Origin of the sequence: Aeromicrobium sp. CTD01-1L150 (assembly GCF_041951745.1) — a bacterium.
Classification (GTDB): domain Bacteria; phylum Actinomycetota; class Actinomycetes; order Propionibacteriales; family Nocardioidaceae; genus Aeromicrobium.
On the sequence record NZ_CP169555.1, the window covers coordinates 764700 to 786900 of the forward strand.

The following is a 22201-nucleotide window of genomic DNA, read 5'->3' on the forward strand; positions in this document are numbered from 1 at the left end:
TCGTGCTCGATCTCGTCTGGCTCCTCGTCGTCGTGCCGTTGGTCAGTGGTCTCGGCCTGCTCGTGTGGGGCAAGGGGGCCGACCGCTTCGGCCACCTCGTCGCCACCGCCGCGTCGACGTTCTCCTTCGTGCTGGGTGCGCTCGCCTTCGTCGAGCTGCTCGGCCGGCCCGAGGACGACCGTTCGTTCGTCAAGTCGCTGTTCACGTGGATCTCGGCCGGCCCGTTCGACGTGGACATGGCCTACCGCTTCGACCCGCTGGCGGCGCTGTTCGTGCTGCTCATCACCGGTGTCGGCACGCTCATCCACGTCTACTCGATCGGCTACATGGCGCACGACGACCGTCGTCGCCGGTTCTTCGCCTACCTCAACATCTTCATCGCCGCGATGCTCACGCTCGTGCTCGCCGAGGACTACCTGGTGCTCTTCCTCGGCTGGGAGGGTGTCGGTCTCGCCTCGTACCTGTTGATCGGGTTCTGGCAGCACAAGCCGTCAGCGGCCGCAGCGGCCAAGAAGGCGTTCGTCGTCAACCGTGTCGGTGACATCGGCATGGCTCTGGCGATCATGCTGATGTTCGCCCAGTTCGGGACGACGTCGATCGGCGGCGTGAACGGGTCCGTCGGGTCGGCTACCACGTCGGTCGCGACGGCGATCGGCCTGCTCCTGCTGCTCGGCGCGTGCGGCAAGTCTGCGCAGGTGCCGCTGCAGAGCTGGTTGCTGGACGCCATGGAGGGCCCGACGCCGGTCTCGGCGCTCATCCACGCCGCCACCATGGTGACCGCGGGCGTCTACCTCGTCGTGCGCAGCAACGCGATCTTCGACGCCTCGGAGACCGCCCGGACGGCGGTCATCGTGGTCGGGCTGGTGACGTTGCTCGTCGGTGCCTGGATCGGGTGCACCAAGGACGACATCAAGAAGGCCCTCGCCGGCTCCACGATGAGCCAGATCGGCTACATGATGCTGGCGGCCGGTCTGGGTCCTGCGGGCTACGCGTTCGCGATCTTCCACCTCATCACGCACGGCTTCTTCAAGGCCAACATGTTCCTCGGCGCCGGTTCGGTGATGCACGGCATGGACGACGACGTCGACATGCGGCACTACGGAGCCTTGACCAAGGCCATGCCCGTGACGTTCCTGACCTTTGCGATGGGCTATCTCGCGATCATCGGGTTCCCGGGCTTCTCCGGTTTCTGGAGCAAGGACAAGATCATCGAGGCGGCCTTCGCTCACTCCTTCTGGGTGGGCCTGGGCACGCTGCTGGGTGCCGGTGTCACGGCGTTCTACATGACTCGCCTGATGATCATGACCTTCACCTCGCCCAAGCGCTGGCTCGACGACGTGGAGCCGCACGAGTCCCCCAAGGTGATGACCGTCCCGCTCATCGTGCTGGCCGCGGCCTCGCTGCTCGGTGGCGTGCTGATCCTTGGCACCTGGATCGAGGAGTGGCTCGAGCCGTCGATCGGCGCGACCGAGCACCACGGCGCCCAGATGGGCCCGGTGGACATGCCGGTCTGGGTGATGACGACCATCATCACCCTCGTGGTCGCTGCCGGCGTCGCGCTGGCGTGGCTCGTGTACGGCCGTCGCCCTATCGCGGGGGAGACCCCGGCCGACAGCTCGGTCTCGGTCCTCACCCGGGCCGGTCGTCACGAGCTGTACGGCAACCAGGTCAACGACACTCTCGTCGTGCGGCCCACCCGCCATCTCACCCGGTTCCTCGTGTGGCTGGACGCCAAGGGCATCGACGGGTTCGTGACCGGCCTCGCCGACCGACTCGGTGACACTTCGCAGTTCCTGCGCAAGCCACAGACCGGCTACGTGCGCAGCTATGCGCTCGGCATCTTCGGTGGCGCGGTCATCGTGGTGCTGGCACTCCTGGCGGTGACGCTCGCATGATGCTGACTCTTCTGGCTGCCACCCCGCTCGTGGGTGCGCTCGTCCTCACGGTCCTGCCGCGCTCGGCCGGGAGCGTGCCGGTGGTGAAGTCCGTCGCCCTCGGCTTCAGCCTGCTGACGCTGGCGCTCTCGTTGCTCATGATGTCGCGCTACGACGTGTCGGCCGGGGGCTACCAGTTCGTCGAGCAGCACGACTGGATCGGCCCGCTGGGCGCCCACTACGCCCTCGGTGTGAACGGCATCGGGCTCACGCTGATCCTGCTCACGACGGTGCTGGTGCCGATCGTGCTGCTCTCGGCCTGGAGCGATCGCATCCCCACCTCGCGCAGCGTCAACTCCTACCTCGCGTGGATGTTGGTGCTCCAGGGGCTGGCGATCGGGGTGTTCGCCTCCACCGACGCGTTCCTGTTCTACGTCCTGTTCGAGGCGACGCTCATCCCGATCTACTTCCTCATCGGGTCCTACGGCGGCGAGCACCGCTCGTACGCCGCGGTCAAGTTCCTCATCTACAACCTCGTCGGCGGACTGCTCATGCTCGCCGCGATCGTCGGCCTGTACGTCGTCTCGGCCGGCGCGGGCGAGCCCAGCTACCTGCTGAGCGACCTGTCGGGCCTTCAGATGAGCGAGACCACCGAGCGGCTGCTCTTCCTGGGCTTCATGGCGGCCTTCGCCATCAAGGCGCCGCTGTGGCCGCTGCACACCTGGCTGCCCGATGCCGCAGGCACCGCGACCCCTGCGACGTCGGTGCTGATGGTCAGCATCGTCGACAAGGTCGGCACGTTCGGCATGCTCCGCTGGTGCCTGGAGATCTTCCCGGGTGCCTCGGAGTGGGCCAGCCCCGTCGTCATCACGCTCGCCGTCATCAGCATCCTGTACGGCGCGCTGCTCGCGATCGGCCAGGACGACATCCGCCGGCTCATCGCCTACACGTCGGTCTCGCACTTCGGCTTCATCATCCTCGGCATCTTCGTGTTCACCCACACGGCGACGGCCGGTGCGACGCTCTACATGTTCAACCACGGGCTCTCCACCGCGGCGCTGTTCCTGGTGACCGGCATGATGATCGCCAGGCGCGGCTCGGCCAGCATCGCGGACTTCGGCGGCGTGCAGAAGATCGCCCCGGTCATGTCGGGCATCCTGCTGGTCGCCGGCCTGTCGAGCCTGTCGCTGCCGGGTCTGGCACCGTTCATCAGCGAGTTCATGGTGCTGGCCGGAACCTTCACACGGTCCGTGCCGGCCGCGGTGTTCGCGACGCTCGGCATCGTGCTGGCGGCGCTGTACATCCTCATCATGTACCAGCGCACCATGACCGGTCCGTTGGCTCCGGGCACCGAGGGAGTTACGGACCTGGCGCCACGCGAGGTCGTGGCGCTCGGCCCGGCCGTCGTGCTGATCGTGGCACTCGGCTTCTACCCGCAGCCGCTGCTGAACGTCATCAACCCGGCGGTCGAGGAGGTGGTCACCACGGTCGGTGTGGGTGATCCGCCTCCGCGAACGGCCGTGGACCTGACACCGAGCGCCGATACCGACCAGAGTGACTCCGAGGAAGGGGGCGAGTGATGCTCGCGTCTCAGCTGTCCGCCGCCGAGGCGGTGCTGGTTGCCGCTGAGGCGGGGCAGATCCCCGCCCCCACCGTGGAGTGGTCCCTGCTCACCCCTCTGCTCATCCTGGGCGGTGTGGCCGTCGTCGGTGTGCTCGTGGAGGCCTTCGCGCCTCGCCGAGGGCGCTTCACGCTGCAGGCGTTGCTCGCGGTGGCGGGCATCCTGGCCGCGCTTGCCGAGACGGTGCGCGTCTACCTGTCGCTGGACCGTGTCGACGGCGCGGTCCAGGGCCGTGGCCAGCTGGCCGTGGAAGGTTCGCTGGCGATCGACGGGCCGGCCGTCATCACGTGGGGCATGCTGCTGCTGTTCGGTCTGCTGAGCGTCGGCCTGTTCGCCGAACGCCGGCTGGAGAGCGGAGTCAGCTCCTTCACCGGACGTGCGGCGGACGCGCCGGGCTCCTCCGACGAGGCCCAGGCCGTCGCGGTCAGGCTGGAGCACACCGAGGTCTTCCCGCTCGCGTTGTTCTCACTGAGCGGCATGCTGCTGTTCGCGACGTCCAACGACCTGTTGACCATGTTCATCGCGCTGGAGGTCCTGAGCCTGCCGTTGTACGTGCTGTGCGGACTGTCGCGTCGACGCCGGCTGATCAGCCAGGAGGCCTCGCTCAAGTACTTCCTCCTGGGCGCTTTCGCCTCGGTCTTCTTCCTCTACGGCGTCGCGCTGGCCTACGGCTACGCCGGGGGCTTCTCGCTCGCCGACATCGATACGGCGGTCTCGGCACGCACCGGCAGCGAGAACCTGCTGCTCGCCTCGATCGCGCTCATCGCCGTCGGCATGCTGTTCAAGGTCGGCGCGGTGCCGTTCCACACCTGGACGCCCGACGTCTACCAGGGCGCACCCACCCCGGTGACGGCGTTCATGGCCGCGGCGACCAAGGCGGCGGCGTTCATCGCCTTCCTGCGGGTCTTCTTCGTGGCCTACGGCGACGCGTCGTGGGACTGGCGGCCCACGGTGTGGGTGCTCGCGGCCATCACGATGGTGGTGGGATCGCTCGTCGCGATCTCGCAGACTGACGTCAAGCGCATGCTCGCCTACTCCTCGGTGGCCCATGCCGGGTTCCTGCTGGTGGGCCTGGCCGGTGCCTACGTCGGCGACGAGGGCCGCATCACCTCGGTCTCGGCGCTGCTGTTCTACCTGCTGGTCTACGGTCTGGCCTCGATCGGTGCCTTCGCCGTCGTGATGCTGGTGCGTGATGCCGGCGGCGAGGCGACACACCTGTCGCGCTGGGCCGGGCTGGGCCGGGAGTCCCCATTTCTCGCGGGCTCCTTCGCGGTGTTCATGCTGTCCTTCGCCGGGATCCCGTTGACTGCCGGGTTCATCGGCAAGTGGGGCGTGTTCAGCGCCGCATGGTCCGGCGGGTACTGGACGCTCGCCGTCCTCGGCGTGCTGGTCAGCGCGATCGCTGCCTACTTCTACGTCCGTGTCATCGTCCTGATGTTCTTCACCGAACCGATGGGTGACGGGCCGACGGTCGGCGTCCCGAGCGTGGTGACTACCGTAGTGATCGCCGCAGCGGCTGCGGCCACGGTGATCCTGGGCATCCTCCCCGGGCCCGTGCTGGACCTGGCTCAGCACGCGGGCACGTTCGTCCGCTGAGCCTGACGGGAGCACGCGTGGTTCTGGGTGTTGAGTTCGATGACGCGGCCCTCACCGCGCGCGTCGAGGCGAGCGTCCAGCGGACCGAGGCGGCGCTGGAGGCGGCGGTGCGCAGCTCCGACGGCTTCCTCGACGAGGCTGCCGGCCACCTGTTCCACGCCGGCGGCAAGCGCTTCAGGCCGATGCTCGTGGCGCTGGCCGCCGAGCTCGGCGATCCCGAACGTCAGGAGGTGACGACGTCGGCCGTCGTGGTCGAGCTGACCCACCTGGCCACGTTGTACCACGACGACGTGATGGACGAGGCACCGTTGCGCCGCGGGGCGCCGAGCGCCAACGCACGCTGGACCAACTCGCTGGCCATCCTCGTGGGCGACTTCCTGTTCGCGCAGGCCTCCGACCGGGTGGCGACCCTCGGACCAGAAGCGGTCAGCATCCAGGCCCGCACCTTCTCGCGGCTCGTGCGGGGCCAGATCCGCGAGACCATCGGACCCCGGGACGGCGAGGACCCTCTCGAGCACTACCTGGACGTCGTGGCCGACAAGACGGGCTCGCTCATCGCGACGTCTGCGCGCTTCGGAGCCATGATGGCGGGTGCCTCCAGCGAGCACGAGCAGATCGTCACCGACTTCGGTGAGCGGATCGGGGTGGCGTTCCAGCTGAGCGACGACATCATCGACATCGCCAGTGAGTCGGGGGAGTCCGGCAAGACCCCCGGCACTGATCTGCGTGAGGGTGTGCCGACACTCCCGACGCTGTTCGCGCAGCGCTCGAGCGACCCGGCCGACGCGGAGCTGCTGGCGCGACTCTCGGGGCCGATCAGCGACGACGCCGTGGTCGAGCAGACCCTGACGACGCTGCGTTCGCACGCGGCCATGAGTCAGGCCCGGGCCTATGTCCGTGCCGAGACGGACGCGGCCCGCGAGCGGCTCAGCGGTCTGCCCGTCGGATCGGTCCGCTCCGCCCTCGAGGCCATCTGCGACACCCTCACCACCCGCATCACCTGATGCAGGTCTCCTCCGAGTCCCCCAGGTACCTCGCTGCGCCTTCTACCGGGAGGCGCCGGCACGCTCTGCGCCGCTGACACGAAGCCCCGTGAGGTCGACGCAGGTCCGGGTGCGGTGAGCGACAGGGTTCAGGAGGGCGCTGGCCCGGTCACTCCTGGCGCCACGCCCGCAGGGCGGCGACCGAGGCGAGCACGCCGCCAGTGGCCACGAGCACCAGGCCCGTCCCCGGCATCCACCCGCCGAGGCCCACGAGCCTGAAGACGTGCACGAGCTGCCATGCCGGCAGCACGAGCGCGACCGCCGCGAACACCGTCACGTGGGCGGCCCCGACACGTCGCCACGGCATGAGCGTGCCGGCGAGGCCGAGGAAGGCTGCGTAGGCCGTCCACAGGCCGGGTCCGCGGGCACCGGAGACGTTGCCCAGTCCGGTGTGGATCCATGGCATGAAGGAGCCGATCAGCACCAGGAGCACGGCGACGAGCACCATCGCCCGACCGGGCGCGGTCCGTCGCTGCCGGGCGGGAGACGTCGGCGAAACCATGCCGGGAACTGTACCCAAGGTCGCGCCCGATCGGGCGCCCGTCGGCGACCGTTCGTCGCAGCAGGCGGCCCGTTCGCCGCAACATGTGTGCCGGGTCACGTCATCGCCTTGACGCACCGGCGCGTGGCCCGCTTGTGTCATGGCTCACCACCCCTGTCCCCGCCCTGAGGAGACCGTATGAAAGCCGAGGACCGCAAGGCCTACTGGCGCTCCAACCTCAAGCTGATGACCATCCTGCTGACGATCTGGGCCGCCGTGTCCTTCGGCGCCGGGATCATCTTCGTCGAACCGCTGAACGAGTTCTCCATCCTCGGCTTCCCGCTGGGCTTCTGGTTCGCCCAGCAGGGATCGATCATCGTCTTCATCGCCCTGATCATCATCTACGCCGTGCGCATGGACGCGCTCGACAAGAAGTACGGCGTCGACGCCCACGACGAAGGGGTGGCCCACTGATGTCTGAGATCCAGGTCTGGACCCTCGTCTTCGTCGGGCTGAGCTTCAGCCTGTACATCTACATCGCGTACGCCAGCCGAGTCTCCTCGACGGCGGACTTCTGGGTCGCCGGCGGCGGCATCCCGGCACCGGTCAACGGAGCGGCGATCGCAGCCGACTGGATGAGCGCAGCGTCGTTCATCTCCATGGCGGGCATCATCGCCATCGCCTACAACGGCTACGCCGGCAGCGTCTTCCTCATGGGCTGGACCGGCGGCTACGTCCTGCTGGCTCTGCTGCTGGCTCCGTACCTGCGCAAGTTCGGCAAGTACACGCTTCCGGAGTTCGTGGGGGACCGGTACTCGGAGTCGGCCCGGCTGGTGGCCGTGCTTTCGGTCGTCGTGATCTCCTTCGTCTACGTCGCCGGCCAGATGGGCGGTGTCGGGCTGGTCTTCACCCGGTTCCTGGGCGTGAACACGACGGTGGGCGTGCTCATCGGCATGGCCATCGTCTTCTTCTACGCCGTGCTCGGTGGCATGAAGGGCATCACGTGGACGCAGGCCGCTCAGTACACCGTGCTGATCGTCGCCTACCTCGTCCCGGCGGTCGCCGTCTCGACGCGGGTGACCGGGATGCCGCTCCCGCAGATCGGGTTCGGTGAGATCCTGGCCGATCTCGACGGTCTTCAGCGGGACCTCGGCTTCGAGGCCTTCACCGAGGCGTTCACGGACCCGGCGTACGGCATGCAGAACATGCTGCTCATCACCGCAGCCCTGATGTTCGGCACGGCGGGGCTGCCGCACGTCATCGTGCGCTTCTACACGGCCAAGAGCGTGCGGTCGGCGCGCTACTCGGCCGTGTGGGCGATCGTGTTCATCGGCCTGCTGTACCTCACGGCCCCCGCCGTCGCCTCCTTCACCAAGCTGGACATCCTCGACACGATGAACAACACCCAGGCCGGGTCGCTGCCCTCGTGGTTCGACACCTGGGCCGACGTCGACCTCATCACCGGGCCGGACGGTGCTCCGCTGGAGGACCTGAACGGCGACGGCATGTTCAACTACACCGGCGATGCCGTGAACGAGGTGGTCATCAACAACGACATCCTGGTGCTCGCCAGCCCGGAGATCGGTGGCCTGCCCGCTCCGATCGTCGGCCTGGTGGCCGCGGGTGCGCTGGCCGCCGCGCTGTCGACCGCGTCCGGGCTGCTGCTGGTCATCAGCTCCTCCGTCGCGAACGACGTGTACTACAAGCGGGTCAACCCCGGGGCGACGGAGAAGCAGCAGCTGACCGTGGGACGCATCACGATGGCCTGCGCGATCCTGGTCGCCGGCTACCTGGGCATCAACCCGCCCGGGTTCGTGGGCGAGGTGGTGGCGTTGGCCTTCGGTCTGGCCGCCGCGAGCTTCTTCCCGATACTGGTGCTCGGCATCTTCTGGAAGAAGGCGACGGCCATGGGTGCTGCTGCCGGAATGATCTCGGGCCTGGTGTTCACGCTGGCCTACATGATCTGGACGCTGGAGATCTACTTCGGCAGCGACGGCATCGCCGGGATCCCGGCGACGGGCATCGGTACGGTGGGCATGCTGGTGAACTTCGCGGTGACGATCATCGTCTCGCAGTTCACCCCCAAGCCGTCGGAGAAGATGCAGGCGCTCGTGGAGGAGATCCGCTACCCCGGTCGCACCACCCTGGTGGAGGAGCACCTGGAGGGCGAGTGGGACGACGAGCCGGCTGAGTGATGTGGACGAGCGGCCCGGAGGCGACTCCGGGCCGCTCGTTCGTCAGCAGGCCTCGGCGTTCTCGGCAGCCTGCCGAAGGATGCGTCGTCTGTTGCCGATGGCGTCGATGGTGAAGATCGCGAGGCCGGACCACACCAGGACGAAACCGGCCCATCGTGCCCCGCTCATCTGTTCACCGAAGACCAGCAGGCCGAGGATGAACTGAAGGACTGGTGCCAGGTACTGCAGCAGGCCGATGGTGCTCAGCGACAACCGCGTGGCGGCCGCGCCGAACATGAGCAACGGGATGGCCGTGACCACGCCGGTCAGGGCGAGCAGGAGCGCGTTGGAAAGTCCCGCGTGGCCGAAGGTGAGCTCGCCACGCAGCTGCAGCGCCAGCAGGAATCCAAGGGCGACGGGGGTGAGGATCAGCGTCTCCATGCCGAGGCCCTCGAACGCGCCGAGGGAGGCACGCTTCTTCAGGAACCCGTAGGAGGCGAAGGACCCGGCCAGGAGCAGTGCGATCCACGGTGGGCGGCCGTAGTCCACCGTCAGGATCACGACGGCGACCGCGCCGATCGACACCGCCACCCACTGGGCGGGGCGCAGCGTCTCCTTGAGCACGAGGACACCGAGCAGCACCGTGACGAGGGGGTTGATGAAGTACCCCAGCGACACCTCGACGACGTGCCCACTGTTGACGCCGTAGATGAAGCCGCCCCAGTTGAGTGCGATCGCCACCGAGGCCAGGGCCAGGAAGAACATGACGCGGCGGTTCCGGGCGATGGCGGCGAACCGTCTCCAGCGTCGCGTCGCGGCGATGCACACGAGCACGAAGACGAGCGACCACACGATGCGGTGCGCCAGCACCTCGAGGGAACCGGCCGGGTCCAGCAGGGGCCAGTAGAGCGGGAAGAATCCCCAGCACAGGTAGGCGCCCGCGCCGAAGGCCAGGCCGCCACCGGTGGTCGTCGCGGCGTCGCGACGGGTCATGCTGCTCACGAGCGGATGCTACGCCGACCGCCCCCGGCCGCTCGTTGCGGGGTTCAACGTTCACACCCGGGGTCGAGGGTCCGCAGGGACGACGATCGACCGGGTGGCAGGAGTGACGGTCTCGTCGGCTCGTACCATGGGCGATGATCGAGACATGAGACCTCGCTGGTTCACCGAGACCGCTGCCGATCACTCCGAGAGCTACGCCGAGCGCTTCCGGGCCCTGGCAGCCGAGGGGGCCGACCTCGCCGGTGAGGCGCGCTTCGTCGACGCTCTCGTGCCACCGGGCTCGGCCGTGCTCGATGCCGGCTGCGGCACTGGTCGGCTGGCGGCAGAGCTGCACGCCCGCGGGCACGATGCCGTGGGCGTCGACGTCGATCCGGTCCTGCTCCAGGTGGCGGCCGCCGATCATGTGGGACCGGCGTGGATCGAGGCGGACCTCGCGACCCTGGCGTTGGGCCGCGAGTTCGACGCGGTGGTCTCGGCGGGCAACGTCATGGTCTTCCTCGCCCCTGGCAGTGAGGACGACGTGGTGCGGCGCCTGGCCGAGCACCTGGCGCCGGACGGGGTCCTGGTGCTGGGGTTCCGGACCGACAGGCACGTGCAGGTGGTAGACGTCGAGGCGAGCGCCAGAGGTGCTTCCCTGGTGGCGGAGCAGCGGTTCTCCACGTGGGACCTGCGACCCTGGCAGGACGACTCGGACTTCGTGGTGATGACCTTCCGGCGCCCGAAGGAGTCCGGATGAGAGCCTCCGCATGCCCCGGTCATGTGCCTCTCACGCGACGGTTGGCTGTGATGAGTCCACGAAGATCCTCGGAGTCGAGGAGTGAGGCGAACGACGTTACATTGCCCCCGTGGATGATCGCTTCGAGATTTTTGGGAACCAGCACCTCGCCGTGCTGGTGCTCTTCGCGCTCGGAGTCGTGGCGGTGGTCGCCCTCGGCCGTCAGGTTCGCGGCAGTCACGTCGAACCCTGGGCCAACCGTGCCCTGGCCCTCGGTATCGTCGCCGTCACGGTCCCGCTGCAGATCCTGCAGTTCACGCCGGATGAGTGGAGCCTGCGGACGTCGTTGCCGTTCCAGCTGTGCGACCTCGCGTGGGTCACGGCGGTGCACGCGCTGTGGACCCGGTCGGTCCTGACGTCCACGATCACCTACCTGTGGGGCATCACGCTGACGACCCAGGCGATCATCACCCCCGACCTCGTCACGCCCTTCCCCGAGCCTCGGTTCCTCATGTTCTGGGCCACGCACATGCTCGTCGTCTGGGCGTCGTTCTACCTGGTGCTCGGCGTGCGCATCCTGCCGACGTGGCGCGCGTACGCCCAGACGATCGCGGCGACGCTCGTGTGGGCGGCCTCGGTCTTCGTGTTCAACCTCTTCGCCGACACCAACTACGGCTACCTCAACGGCAAGCCGGCCCAGGCGTCCGCGCTGGACCTGCTGCCGCCGTGGCCGTGGTACATCGCTGTCCAGGTGGTGCTCATCTCGGCCGTGTGGGCGCTGATGGTCTGGCCGTGGACTCGTGAGGAGAAGCATCGGTCAGGCCGTCGGGGAATCGTTGCTTGATCGGGACGCCAGTCAGAGGTAATCGACGGCGTTCTGCCCGACAGTGCTGGTGACTGTGACGGCGCGCTGTGGCCGGGATCTCGGAGTCGGCGGTCCAACTCGCTGACCTGCTTGGCCCCGTATGGACCAGGTTGGTGGCTCGTCGTCGTTGAGTGTCGATGAACGCGATGCATCCCTGGTCCGCAGCTGCCGGATCAGGTTCCTCAGCACATCTGCAGTTGTGCTGACTGTTGACTATTACAACAGTAGATGCTTGAATGCCAGTGTGACTGTCACGCGTATTCCAGCTGATCGGGACGTCGTTGTTTGCGAGTGCTTCGCACGCGATGGGCTGCAGAATGAGCCCGCTCCTATCTCCACCGAGAGCAAGGTGCACGCGCTCACGGCATTCGCGGATGCGGGGTTCTCGCGCGTAGAAGCCACCAGCTACAGCCACCCCGAGCGCGTTCCGGGGTTCGCGGACGCTTCATCCCTGCTCGCGGACATTCCGCGTCGCCCGAGCTTGGCTTACAAGGCGACGTGCCCCAACCAGCGTGCTGTCCAGCGCGCGCTCGTCGATTGGGATGCGGGCTGTGCCGCGGAGGAGCTCTCGTTCCTGGTCTCGACCACGGAGGAGCACTCGCAGCGCAACTTGCGTGCGTCCCGAGCCGAGCAGTGGGATCGAGTGGCGGAGATGGTTGCTCTGGCCGAGGGTCGCTTCGTGTTGGTAGGCGTGATCTCGATGGCCCTGGGTTGCCCGTTTGAGGGAGAGGTCGCACCGTCGCAGGTCGTGGACGATGTCCGGCGCTTCGCCGAGCTGGGCGTCACGATGGTCACGATCGGCGACACCATCGGTGCCGGCAATCCGCGATCGGTGGGCTCCCTGTTCGCGGATGTATTGGCGGAGGTCCCCGAGGTGACTCCGATCGCACATCTACATGACAGCCGCGGCACCGCTCTGGCCAACGCCGTGGCCGCTCTCGACGCCGGGTGTCGGTACTTCGATTCGGCCATGGGTGGGGTCGGAGGTCATCCAACTCGCATCGCATATGGCGGCGGGGTCACCGGCAACACCGCTACCGAGGATCTCGTCGCCATGCTGGAGCGCATGGGGGTCCGCACGGGCATCGACAGCAGTCGGCTGAAGGCCGCATCCGGACTGTGCGAGCGGATACTGGGTCGTCCGTTGGAAAGCAAGGTCGCGCGCAATGACTACGGAAGCTCTTCAAAGGAGGCAGCAGGTGTCTGAAGAACTGATCCTGGTTGAGGATGAAGGCGCGGTCCGCACTTTGACGCTCAACCGTCCCGACAAGCTCAACGCGCTCAACACGTCGCTTACGCAGGCACTGCTGGATGCCTTCCAGGAGGCTGAGGCGACGTCTGTGCGAGCGGTCGTCTTGGCAGGGGGCGGACGCAGCTTCTGCGCTGGCGCCGACCTGTCTGAGTTCGGCGATCTCACTCCTGACAATGAGGAGGCGGTGACGGCAAGGGCTGAGTTGACCGCTCGGACACAGATGGTAGCCCGCACGCTGAGCATCCCAGTCATCGTCGCCGTGCAGGGCTCCGCCGTCGGCGGTGGAGCCGGGCTCGCCCTGGGAGGCGACCTGCTGATCGTGGCCGAGGACGCACAACTCGGGTTCCCAGAGCTCAGGCACTCGATCGTCCCCGCTATCGTCATGGCGGGACTGCGGGAACACTTCGGTACCAAGGTGGCATTCGAGCTCGTTGCTTCTGGTCGTTTTGTCGGTGCCGAGGAGCTCCGTGACAGAGGGGTCGCCAACGCAGTCGTGTCGGCGTCCGATGTGGGCAAGGTCGCGCGGGAACACGCAGAACAGCTGGCGCAGGCGTCGCGCGCCGCAGTTGGCGCGGCGAAGAAGCTGTTCTACGAGGTGCGTGACCTGCCGTTCGAACAGGCATTGCATGCCGGCCGCCGCGTCAACGAGCAGATGCGCGGGTTCAGGGACGCCTCATGAGTGGAAAGCCACTCTCCGGAGTGCGGGTTCTCGACCTGTCTCGGGTCCTCGCTGGCCCCTTGGCGACGCAGTCCCTGGCTGAGCTGGGAGCGGATGTGATCAAGGTCGAGCGAACAGGAACCGGTGATGAGTCTCGATCCATGGAGCCACGACTGCCCGGCGGAGAGAGCGCCTACTTTTTTGCGGTCAACCGAACCAAGCAGTCGATCGCGATCGACTTGAAGTCCGAGTCGGGTCGTATGCTCGTGCTCGACCTCATCCCGCACGTCGACATCGTCGTGGAGAACTTCCTGCCCGGCACTCTATCTCGCATGGGACTAGGCTTCAGCGAGCTGACTGAAGCCAACCCGCGGCTTGTCCTCATCTCCAACACCGGGTTCGGTCAGACCGGACCTGAGGCCGGGCGTAAAGGCTACGACACCGTCTTCCAGGCGCTGTCCGGTGTCATGCACGTGACCGGGCACCCAGACGCCGGGCCGGCCAAGGTGGGCGTACCGATCGCGGATATGACCTCGTCGTTGTGGGTGATGATCGCTGCGCTGGTCGGTCTGCTGGATCGTCACCGTACGGGACACGGTGGTCACTGGGACGTGGCGATGATGGACGTTCAGGCCAGTCTGCTGTCGATCGGCGCAGCGAGGTTGTTCGCGCACGACGAAGACCCGCAGCGGACGGGAACGGAGCATCCCGGGCGTGTTCCGTCAGCGGCGCTTCGCTGCGCGGACGGCCGCTGGGTGCATATCAGCGCCAGCGACCAGCACTGGAGCAGCTTGTGCCAGGTCTTGAACCTACGGCCGAGCGAAGTCGACCGATGGAGCACCAACGCTCAGCGTGTGGCGGAAAGAGGGGCGGTAATGGAACGGCTGCAGGAGATCGCGGGGACATGGAAGCACAACGAGTTCGTTGACGCGCTGCATCGGGTCGGAGTGCCCGCTGGCCTGGTGCAATCGCCGCGCGAGGCGCTTACCTCCGACCAGGCGCGACATCGAGGTTCCGTTCAGTCGTTCGTGCACGCCACGGAAGGTGAGTTCTGCGGGATCTCGACACCGCTGCGTCGCGTGGGCGACCAGGCTCCCGACGTCGCGCCTCCACCACTACTGGGGGGTGACACCGAGGCGGTTTTGTCCTCGCTGCTCGGCCTGAGCGCGGATCAGATCGGTGACCTGAGTCGTCGAGGCGTGGTCCAAACGAACGGGAGAACACGATGACCACCACAAGACAGGACGTCGGGTTCTCCATCGATGACGTCTGCCCGACGACGACATCGGCCGCTCTCCGCGCACCCGCGACTCTCGTCCCTGACAACGAGTACGTCGTCCACGACGGGAAGCGACACTCGTTCGCTGAGACGCAACGTGACGTGGATCGCCTGCGGGCCGCGCTCGCCGCGCATGGTGTCCGCCACGGCGACCGCGTGGGTATCTGCGTGTCCAATCGCTACGAGTGGGTCGTTCAGTTCCTGGCGGTCACCACTCTTGGTGCGATCGCCGTGCCCATGAACACCCGGTACCGTGTCGAGGACCTCGCGTACTGCCTGCGACATTCTGGCGTCGCTCTGCTGTTCCTCGAGACCCATGTGCTCACCAACGATCTCTTGGCAACCGTGCGCGCGATCGTTCCGGAGATCGACGGGGCGCTGCCAGGTCCGGCTGCGCCGGACCTGCGGACGGTCGTGGTGCTCGGAACGGACGACGTCCCGGACGGAGCTGTGACATGGGCACGGTTCCTGGGGGAGGTCGCTCCGCCGGTCACCCCCGGGTGCTCGCCTGACGATCCGGCGCTCATCCAGTACACCTCTGGCACCACCAGTCGTCCCAAGGGCGTGCTGCTGAGTCATCGATCAATCTGCGGCAACGCATTCGTTTCTGGGGTGCGGCTTGGACTACGACCGGGAGACCGGCTGCACAGCGCTCGACCGTTCTTCCACGTCGCGGGCAGCACGCAGTCGGTCTTGGCTTGCCTACAGCACGGCACGACGTTGGTCACCATGACTCGCTTCGAAGGTCCGGCAGCGCTGCGACTCATCGAAAAGGAACGCTGCACCCACATCTCCGGAAACGACACCATGGTTCAGATGCTCCTGGCCGAGCAGCAGCGACAGCCGCGGAATCTTCAATTGCGCGGAGGCTGGCTGCCGGTCTCGAAATCGACCCTGGGTGCTGTGATTGACGAGCTGGGAGCACGTGAGTCGGTGGTGGCCTACGGGCTCTCGGAGGCAGCGCCGAATGTCACGCTGTCGGCATGGTGGGAACCGGAGGAGGTGCGTCGAACGACCTCAGCTCCGCCACAGCCTGGTGTGGAAGTGCAGGTTCGGGGGCCTGATGGCGCAGTCGTGCCTGACGGGCAAGTCGGGGAGATCTACGTCCGGGGCTGGAACGTCATGCTGGGCTACTGGAGGGACCACGAGGCATCGGCAGCCGCCATAGATGATGATCGCTGGCTGGCTACGGGGGACCTGGGCAGTCTCGTGCGGGGCCGGCTCACCTTCCACGGCCGACTGAAGGACATCATCCGAGTGGGCGGCGAGAACGTCTCGCCTTCGGAGGTGGAGGATGTGATCAAGTCGCATCCGAGGGTCCGCCAGGCTTGTGTCGTGTCGATCCCCGACTCCCGCCTGGTCGAGGTGGTGTGTGCGTTCGTCGAACCGGCGCATGGCGTCGATGAGTCCACGCTTTCGGACGAGGTCATCGCCTGGTGCCGTGAGCGTGTCGCTGGTTTCAAGGTGCCGCGTCACGTCATCGTCGTGGACTCGATCCAGTCTCTTGGTGTGACTGAGAGTGCCAAGGTGCGTCGCCAAGACGCGCGCGAGGTGGCCATGCGTCAGCTCGGGTTGGTGCTCTCATGACCCTTCCTTGCACTGCCATGACCGAGTTGCTCGGCATTGAGGCGCCTATCATCCAGGCCGGGATGTCGTGGGCGTCCTCCTGTGTCGCGCTTCCGGCTGCTGTTTCTGCCGCGGGCGGCCTGGGTGTTGTCGCGGCTGGGCCTCTTCGACCTGATGACCTTCGAGAGGTCATCTCTGGCGTTCGCGCAAGGACTTCCAATGTCTTCGCTGTGAACGTGCCGCTGTACGGCAGGTACAGCGAGGAGCACCTTGACATCGTCGCAGAGGAGTCGGTTCCGGTGCTCGTTGCCGCTCAGGGTGGCGCCTCACGCTACGCGGATCGGTTTCGTGGGACCAGCACGACCCTCCTGCACGTCGTCTCTGGCATCGAGCACGCTCGAAAGGCGGTGAGGGCGGGCGTGAACGGGCTCATCGTGGTGGGCGCAGAGGCTGGCGGGCATCCACCAGGACACGGGGTACCGGTCGCGATCCTCGTCCGCGAGGTGCTACGTGATCGACTCGACGTCCCCGTGGCGACGTCCGGTGGGGTGGCTGACGGGTACGGCGTTGCCGCCATGCTCGCGTTGGGCGCCGATGCGGTCCAGCTGGGCACGCGCTTCGCTGCCAGCGTCGAGGCCAACCTGCACGAGGACTACAAGACTCTGTTGACCGCAGGTCATGCTGAGGATCCCGTCGTGCTCGGGGGGAGTGGCCAGGCCATCCGAGTCCTGCCCAACGCCTTTACGACGGCCTACGAGTCTGCGATGGCGTCGGGCAAGGTCTCGTCCGCGCAGGAGGTCTTTGCGGAGGCGACGTTGCGCCAAGCGGCGATCCTGGGTGATGTTGGCAACGGCAAAGTCGAGGCAGGTCAGACTGTCGGTCTGGTGGATGCCGTGCTTCCCGCGGGAGTCATCGTCGAGCGTCTGGTCGCGGAATATGAAGACGCTGTGTGGCGGCTCGGGCTAGCTCCTCGCTCACTCGAATCCAAACCTCCGGAGGCATTGCTCCCATGATCGAGATCGTTGCCACCCAGGGCACGGTGCTAGCCCGCGTCCAGGGGGCCCGCGCTGATGTCGTGTTGAACCGACCTGAGGCGCTCAACGCGATGAATAACGCGATGATGAGCGACATCGCCGAAGTGTTCGACCTGCTGGCCGACCGCAGTGGAATCTGGTGCGCCACCTTGTCAGGCGCCGGTGACGCATTCTGTGTGGGGGCTGATCAGAAGGAACGTCGCGGGATGAGCGAGGAGGATGTCCGCCGACGCCGGCGCCTGGCCCCGCGAGCGTTCACGGCAATGCGGCGGTTCCCGCACCCCGTCATCGCCAAGGTCCATGGCCACGCCCTGGGTGGGGGCTTTGAGCTGATGCTCGGGTGTGATCTTGCGTTGTTGACCCACGACGCCTCTGTGGGACTCATCGAGACCTCTCTGGGCGCCATTCCGGGGGGAGGAGGTACACGAGCGCTTGTCACCTTGATCGGCCCTGCGCGTGCCCGCGAACTGATTTTCACGTCGCGGCGCTTGTCCGGCAGGGAGGCAGAGTCCATGGGTTTGGCGGTCGCTGCGGTTCCCGCCGATGATCTGGACGCGCACGTGGAAGACCTGACTCAGCGGGTCCTGGCCAATTCGCCCGTTGCGGTCACGCAGGCGAAGAAGGCGCTGTTGCTGGTGGAGTCCGGCTCGTATGACGACGCGTTGCGGATCGAGGCCGAGCACTATGAGAGGGTCCTGACCTCCGAGGACCGCCTAGAAGCCGTCGCCGCGGCGAGGGAGGGACGCAGACCGCAATTCACCGGACGCTGAGGATGCACCCCGTCACGGTAGTTCTCGTTCCTTGTGGTCCATGAGGATGGCCGCATCGCTGATCTTGTCGATGGCACGGTCGAACACCTCGCGTTCCTCGGGATCGAGTGCACTCAAGAGGGCTCGATCCCGTTCGTTGGCGGCCTCGATGAGGGCGGAGTAGAGGTCAAATCCCGGCGTCGTAAGGGTGAGCTGGCTGGAGCGGCGGGGCCCGGGCTTCTTGTCGATGAACCCGCGCTCGATGAGACCCGCGACGACCCGACTCATCTGGGCCTTGTCCAACGCTGCCAGCCGCGCCAACCGGTTGACGGTCATTGGTTGGAACTGGCCGAGCAGTGCCAGCGTTCGCCACTCCGGCAGACTGACGTCGAACTCTCGGCGATAGCGTAGTTCGGCGCTCGAGGACAATAGGTTCGCCAACCGGCGCACGTTGAACGACAGGAGCTCTGTGATGGGAGCCGCCGTAGGCGTCCGCGCGTTCTCGAGATGACCGTCGGTGCTCCTGTTCATGACGCCTCTCCGGACCACGCATCGAGGTCGGCCAGTGCCCAGAACTGATGGCCGCATTGGGAGCGGGCGGATCCCTCGCACAGAGCGTTGATATTCACAACAGAGAAGTCTACGCCCGTGCCATTCTCAGTGGCCGCAGCGGTGGGGTGACCGGGCTGCCGTGCCGACCCCAGTCGCTGTGGCGCGGTCGATCCTCTCCAGTTCACGTCCAGGCCAGAGTGCTTGCCTCGCGGGCTGCGCGTGGCGCAGGAGGCGTGCGCATCCGAATCCGTGGCCCTCGACCTGGTGGAGCATGCAGAACGTCCCCAACTGTTGACAGTCACAACAGATGGGTCTACGGTCACCGTAATTGAGTTGGAACACAAAGGCTGGCAGAGCATCGGGCGCGGAGATCGCTGTTGGCGCTTCGAATGTCCCGAGGAAGAAGGCGAGTTCCATGGCGGCACCCATTACCATCCGTGACCTCAGTATGACCTTCCGTCCCAAGGGGCGTCCGGAGACTCACGCCCTCCGTGGCATCGACCTGACGATCGCCGGCGGGGAGTTCGTGGCGATCGTCGGGGTCAGTGGCTGCGGGAAGACCACGCTGCTTCGGATCCTTGCAGGACTCACGGTCGCGACGGAGGGTGAGGTCCGCATTGGGGATCGTCGTGTCGACGCTCCCCACCAGGACGTCTCCATGATGTTCCAGGCGCCGACGCTGCTGCCGTGGCGCCGGATCTTCGACAACGTGATGCTTCCCCTGGACTTGCGCACGGCGCCGGGGCCGGCAGAGAAGGACAAGGTCACGGCGTTGCTCGACAACGTCGGTCTCGGTGACTTCCACGATCGGTACCCGCACGAGCTGTCCGGAGGCATGCAGCAACGCGCCGCTCTGTGTCGAGCGCTGATGACTGCCCCAGACGTTCTCCTGCTGGACGAACCCTTCGGCGCTCTCGACGCTATGACGAGGGACCAGATGAATCTCGACCTGAACGCCGTGTGGCGGCGGCAGCGCGTGACGACGGTGCTGATCACCCACAGCATCTCTGAGGCGGTCTTCCTGGCGAAGCGTGTCGTCGTGATGTCGCCGCGTCCCGGTCGGGTCACCGACGTCATCGATGTCCCTCTTCCGGATGAGCGGTCGGCAGAGCTGATGGGGACGCCGGAGTTCACGCGCACGGTCGCGAAGATCCGCACTCATTTCCAGGGCGACCACGCCACTGTCGGAGCGTTGGACTGATGTCGGCGCACTTCGCGGCGACGTGCACGAGAGAGAGGAGCGAAGATGTCTGAAGTGCGCGGAGGGACAGCGCAGGAGGCGAGATCAGTCCCCGCGGTCGGCGGCGAACGAGACGGTGCGAGCGTCCCGATCCGGTCTCGGCGTGAGAACCAGGCGCTGCGCGCCTGGGCGCCGTCCTTGGCTTTGCTTCTCGTCGTCCTGACGGCGTGGGAGACAGCCCCTCGGGTCCTGGGTGTCAAGAGCTTCATCTTCCCCCCATTGACGGAGGTGCTGGCGAAGTTCACGGACCCGCTCACGGTCCAGCTCTACCTCTCGAACGCGCTGGTGACACTCCAGGAAGCGTTGATCGGACTTGCCATCGGTGCGACCCTCGGCATCGTCAGTGGGTTCGTCCTGGGTCAGTATCTGGGAGTCCGACGAGCGTTCTACCCCTACATCATCGCTCTTCAGTCGCTCCCCAAAGTGGCGGTGGCGCCGCTCTTCGTCATCTGGTTCGGCTTCGGTCTGACGCCGAAGGTGCTTGTCGTCGTGCTCATCACCTACTTCCCCGTCCTGGTCAACACGATGTCGGGCGTCATGGGAGTCGACCAGTCCAAGATCGACCTCTTCCGATCGCTGTGCGCCTCACGGATACAGACCTGGCGCAAGCTGACGTTTCCCTCGGCTCTGCCGGCGATCATGGCGGGTCTGGAGGTCGCGGGTGTGATGGCGCTGCTTGGCGCCATCGTCGCTGAATTCGTGTCGGCGGAGGCCGGCCTAGGGCTTCTGCTGAAGCAGCAGCAGAACAACTACGACACTGCTGGCGTCTTCGCAGTGCTCATGATCCTGTCCTTGATCGGGGTGGTCCTGAACCAAACGATCTCATTCGTCCGCCGACGAGCCCTGAGTTGGTCGGTCTCATCCACTGGAGGCAAGTAACCATGAACTTCTCGGCATCCTCGGCCAAGGTTTCAGCCGCGACTGGAGCCATTGCGGCGTTGGCGCTGGCTGCGTGCGGGGGAGGTGGACAGTCCGGTGGCGATATCACCGTGGCGTTGAGCACTCCGGCCATGGCTCCCAACTGGGTCGCTCTCGCAGTTGCTGAGGAGAACGGCTACTTCGCTGACGAGGGGCTCGACGTCGATGCTCAGTTTCTCGAGACCTCCGGTGATCTCCTGCAGGCGATGGAAGGCGGCAGGGTCGATATCGGCGCGCCTACTCCGGAGACGATCCTTCCAGCGGTTGAACAGGGGCAGGAAATCACCATGGTCTACCGCTGGACGCGGCAGCCGACCGCGGCATACGCCGTGGCCGAAGACTCGGAGATCCGCGAGGTCGCTGATCTCGAGGGGGCACGCATAGGAGTGCAGTCGCGGTCGGCTGGACCCGCGATGTTGTCCAACGCGGCACTCACCCAAGTAGGCCTGGAGCCAGAGTCAGATGTCGAGTACGTCGAGGTCAGTGCGGGAGCGGCTGCGATGGACGCACTGAATCGTGAGCGCGTCGACGCTCTCATGCTCTATGACACCCAGTACGCGGCGATGGAGCAACTGGGTACCACGCTACGTCAGATTCGACCTGACGGTGTTGACAACCTGTTCTCCACCACCTTCGTCTCCACCAACGAACGGCTCGAGGAAGACCCCGATGCCGTAGCCGGCTTTGGTCGTGCGTGGACACAGGGGCAGGTCTGGGCCTTGGCGCACCCTGAGAAGGCCATGGAGATCATGTGGGAGCGGTATCCCGACTCGCGGACCGGTACTGGTGATGAGGACCAGCAGATGCAGAGCGCATTGGCGGTCTTCGACGCCAGGATGGAGATCGTCGACGTCGGTGACCCGAGCGGTTCTGGTACCTGGGGGGAATATGATCCGGCCCAGATCGACGAATGGATCGAGTTCGCCACTGACAACGAGTTGATCGAGGAGCGACTTGATATCGACTCTCTCTATACGAACGAGTTCGTCGACTACTACAACGACATCGACTTGGAGGAGCTTCGAGGCAAGGGGTAGTGGGCGTTCGTCGTAGCGGTCGCGTCGCTTTCGCGCTGCTCAGCGGTAGTTGACGAACTGCACCGGGATCTCCAGGTCGGCGTCCTTGACGAGGGCGATGACGGCCTGCAGGTCGTCGCGCTTCTTGCTGGTGACGCGCAGCTCGTCGCCCTGGATCTGGGTCTTGACGCCCTTGGGCCCCTCGTCGCGGATGAGCTTGGAGATCTTCTTGGCGTGCTCGGTGCTGATGCCCTGACCGAAGGAGCCGTTGATCTTGACGTCCTTGCCGCTCTGGCGGGGGTCCCCGGTGTCCAACGCCTTGAGCGAGATGCCGCGCTTGACGAGCTTCTCCTTGAAGACGTCGAGCACGGCCAGTGCGCGTTCGTCGGCGTTGGCGGTGATCTCAATTCCCTCCTCGCCCTTCCACTCGATCGTGGCGCCGGTGCCACGGAAGTCGTAACGGTTGGCGATCTCCTTGGCGGCCTGGTTGAGCGCGTTGTCGGCCTCCTGGCGGTCCAGCTTGCTGACGATGTCGAACGACGAGTCGGCCACGACGAATCCTGTCC

At 66.3% G+C, this 22201-nt stretch carries 21 protein-coding genes; 17 read left to right on the forward strand and 4 right to left on the reverse strand.

Features of this window, described 5'->3' with window-relative positions; genetic code table 11:
• The first annotated feature begins 2 nt into the window (after positions 1-2).
• From nuoL to ACEVFP_RS03735, 4 genes are read left to right on the forward strand one after another with little or no spacing between them, the layout of a single operon-like run.
• Positions 3-1895, forward strand: coding sequence for an NADH-quinone oxidoreductase subunit L (gene nuoL, locus ACEVFP_RS03720; RefSeq protein ID WP_375002062.1), 1893 nt, complete (start codon positions 3-5; stop codon positions 1893-1895).
• Positions 1892-3454, forward strand: a complete 1563-nt coding sequence (locus ACEVFP_RS03725; protein WP_375002063.1) for an NADH-quinone oxidoreductase subunit M — start codon at positions 1892-1894, stop codon at positions 3452-3454. The genes nuoL and ACEVFP_RS03725 overlap by 4 nt, the downstream gene beginning before the upstream one ends.
• Positions 3454-5091, forward strand: coding sequence for an NADH-quinone oxidoreductase subunit NuoN (gene nuoN, locus ACEVFP_RS03730; protein ID WP_375002064.1), 1638 nt, complete (start codon positions 3454-3456; stop codon positions 5089-5091). Before ACEVFP_RS03725 ends, nuoN begins: the two co-directional genes overlap by 1 nt.
• 17 nt (positions 5092-5108) lie before the next feature.
• Positions 5109-6095: a polyprenyl synthetase family protein gene (locus tag ACEVFP_RS03735; RefSeq protein ID WP_375002065.1), complete on the forward strand. Its 987-nt coding sequence runs from the start codon at positions 5109-5111 to the stop codon at positions 6093-6095.
• 148 nt (positions 6096-6243) lie between these two features.
• On the opposite strand, the gene ACEVFP_RS03740 is transcribed toward ACEVFP_RS03735, so the two are convergent.
• A complete protein-coding gene (locus ACEVFP_RS03740; protein ID WP_375002066.1) occupies positions 6244-6636 on the reverse strand; it encodes a hypothetical protein in 393 nt (130 codons plus the stop codon).
• Positions 6637-6813: 177 nt separating this feature from the next.
• Here ACEVFP_RS03740 and ACEVFP_RS03745 point away from each other — a divergent pair, with 177 nt between their 5' ends.
• Both ACEVFP_RS03745 and ACEVFP_RS03750 read left to right on the forward strand, forming a co-directional pair.
• The gene (locus ACEVFP_RS03745; protein WP_375002067.1) at positions 6814-7089 is read left to right on the forward strand and encodes a DUF4212 domain-containing protein; all 276 of its coding nucleotides are present in this window, start codon (positions 6814-6816) and stop codon (positions 7087-7089) included.
• Positions 7089-8810: a sodium:solute symporter family protein gene (locus ACEVFP_RS03750; RefSeq protein WP_375002068.1), complete on the forward strand. Its 1722-nt coding sequence runs from the start codon at positions 7089-7091 to the stop codon at positions 8808-8810. The genes ACEVFP_RS03745 and ACEVFP_RS03750 overlap by 1 nt, the downstream gene beginning before the upstream one ends.
• A gap of 42 nt (positions 8811-8852) precedes the next feature.
• On the opposite strand, the gene rarD is transcribed toward ACEVFP_RS03750, so the two are convergent.
• On the reverse strand, positions 8853-9782 hold the full coding sequence (rarD, locus tag ACEVFP_RS03755) for an EamA family transporter RarD (RefSeq protein WP_375003757.1): 930 nt from the start codon (positions 9780-9782) through the stop codon (positions 8853-8855).
• A gap of 154 nt (positions 9783-9936) precedes the next feature.
• Between rarD and ACEVFP_RS03760 the strand changes: the two genes are divergently transcribed.
• From ACEVFP_RS03760 to ACEVFP_RS03795, 8 genes are all read left to right on the forward strand, one after another.
• Positions 9937-10527: a class I SAM-dependent methyltransferase gene (locus ACEVFP_RS03760; RefSeq protein WP_375002070.1), complete on the forward strand. Its 591-nt coding sequence runs from the start codon at positions 9937-9939 to the stop codon at positions 10525-10527.
• 109 nt (positions 10528-10636) lie between these two features.
• A complete protein-coding gene (locus ACEVFP_RS03765; RefSeq protein WP_375002071.1) occupies positions 10637-11350 on the forward strand; it encodes a TIGR02206 family membrane protein in 714 nt (237 codons plus the stop codon).
• A gap of 220 nt (positions 11351-11570) precedes the next feature.
• On the forward strand, positions 11571-12578 hold the full coding sequence (locus ACEVFP_RS03770) for a hydroxymethylglutaryl-CoA lyase (protein ID WP_375002072.1): 1008 nt from the start codon (positions 11571-11573) through the stop codon (positions 12576-12578).
• Positions 12571-13302 (forward strand): enoyl-CoA hydratase/isomerase family protein, encoded by a 732-nt coding sequence (locus ACEVFP_RS03775; RefSeq protein WP_375002074.1) that lies wholly within the window; start codon positions 12571-12573, stop codon positions 13300-13302. The genes ACEVFP_RS03770 and ACEVFP_RS03775 overlap by 8 nt, the downstream gene beginning before the upstream one ends.
• Entirely contained in the window at positions 13299-14510 is a 1212-nt protein-coding gene (locus ACEVFP_RS03780; protein WP_375002076.1) for a CaiB/BaiF CoA transferase family protein, read from the forward strand. The genes ACEVFP_RS03775 and ACEVFP_RS03780 overlap by 4 nt, the downstream gene beginning before the upstream one ends.
• Positions 14507-16147, forward strand: coding sequence for a class I adenylate-forming enzyme family protein (locus ACEVFP_RS03785; RefSeq protein WP_375002077.1), 1641 nt, complete (start codon positions 14507-14509; stop codon positions 16145-16147). The genes ACEVFP_RS03780 and ACEVFP_RS03785 overlap by 4 nt, the downstream gene beginning before the upstream one ends.
• Positions 16148-16164: 17 nt before the next feature.
• Positions 16165-17139, forward strand: coding sequence for an NAD(P)H-dependent flavin oxidoreductase (locus ACEVFP_RS03790; RefSeq protein ID WP_375002079.1), 975 nt, complete (start codon positions 16165-16167; stop codon positions 17137-17139).
• The gene (locus ACEVFP_RS03795; RefSeq protein ID WP_375002080.1) at positions 17136-17930 is read left to right on the forward strand and encodes an enoyl-CoA hydratase/isomerase family protein; all 795 of its coding nucleotides are present in this window, start codon (positions 17136-17138) and stop codon (positions 17928-17930) included. The genes ACEVFP_RS03790 and ACEVFP_RS03795 overlap by 4 nt, the downstream gene beginning before the upstream one ends.
• Before the next feature lie 12 nt (positions 17931-17942).
• Here the strand turns inward: ACEVFP_RS03795 and ACEVFP_RS03800 are convergent, their stop codons facing one another.
• Positions 17943-18440: a MarR family winged helix-turn-helix transcriptional regulator gene (locus tag ACEVFP_RS03800; RefSeq protein ID WP_375002082.1), complete on the reverse strand. Its 498-nt coding sequence runs from the start codon at positions 18438-18440 to the stop codon at positions 17943-17945.
• A gap of 436 nt (positions 18441-18876) precedes the next feature.
• On the opposite strand from ACEVFP_RS03800, the gene ACEVFP_RS03805 reads away from it, so the two are divergent.
• The 3 genes from ACEVFP_RS03805 to ACEVFP_RS03815 are packed head-to-tail and all read left to right on the forward strand — an operon-like array spanning position 18877 to position 21656.
• The gene (locus ACEVFP_RS03805; RefSeq protein ID WP_375002083.1) at positions 18877-19662 is read left to right on the forward strand and encodes an ABC transporter ATP-binding protein; all 786 of its coding nucleotides are present in this window, start codon (positions 18877-18879) and stop codon (positions 19660-19662) included.
• A 45-nt stretch (positions 19663-19707) separates the two neighbouring features.
• Entirely contained in the window at positions 19708-20580 is an 873-nt protein-coding gene (locus tag ACEVFP_RS03810) for an ABC transporter permease (protein WP_375002085.1), read from the forward strand.
• A gap of 2 nt (positions 20581-20582) precedes the next feature.
• Entirely contained in the window at positions 20583-21656 is a 1074-nt protein-coding gene (locus ACEVFP_RS03815; protein ID WP_375002086.1) for an ABC transporter substrate-binding protein, read from the forward strand.
• Between the two features lie 39 nt (positions 21657-21695).
• Here ACEVFP_RS03815 and ACEVFP_RS03820 read toward each other — a convergent pair whose 3' ends face one another.
• Positions 21696-22187, reverse strand: a complete 492-nt coding sequence (locus ACEVFP_RS03820) for a YajQ family cyclic di-GMP-binding protein (protein WP_375002087.1) — start codon at positions 22185-22187, stop codon at positions 21696-21698.
• Between the last annotated feature and the right edge of the window lie 14 nt (positions 22188-22201).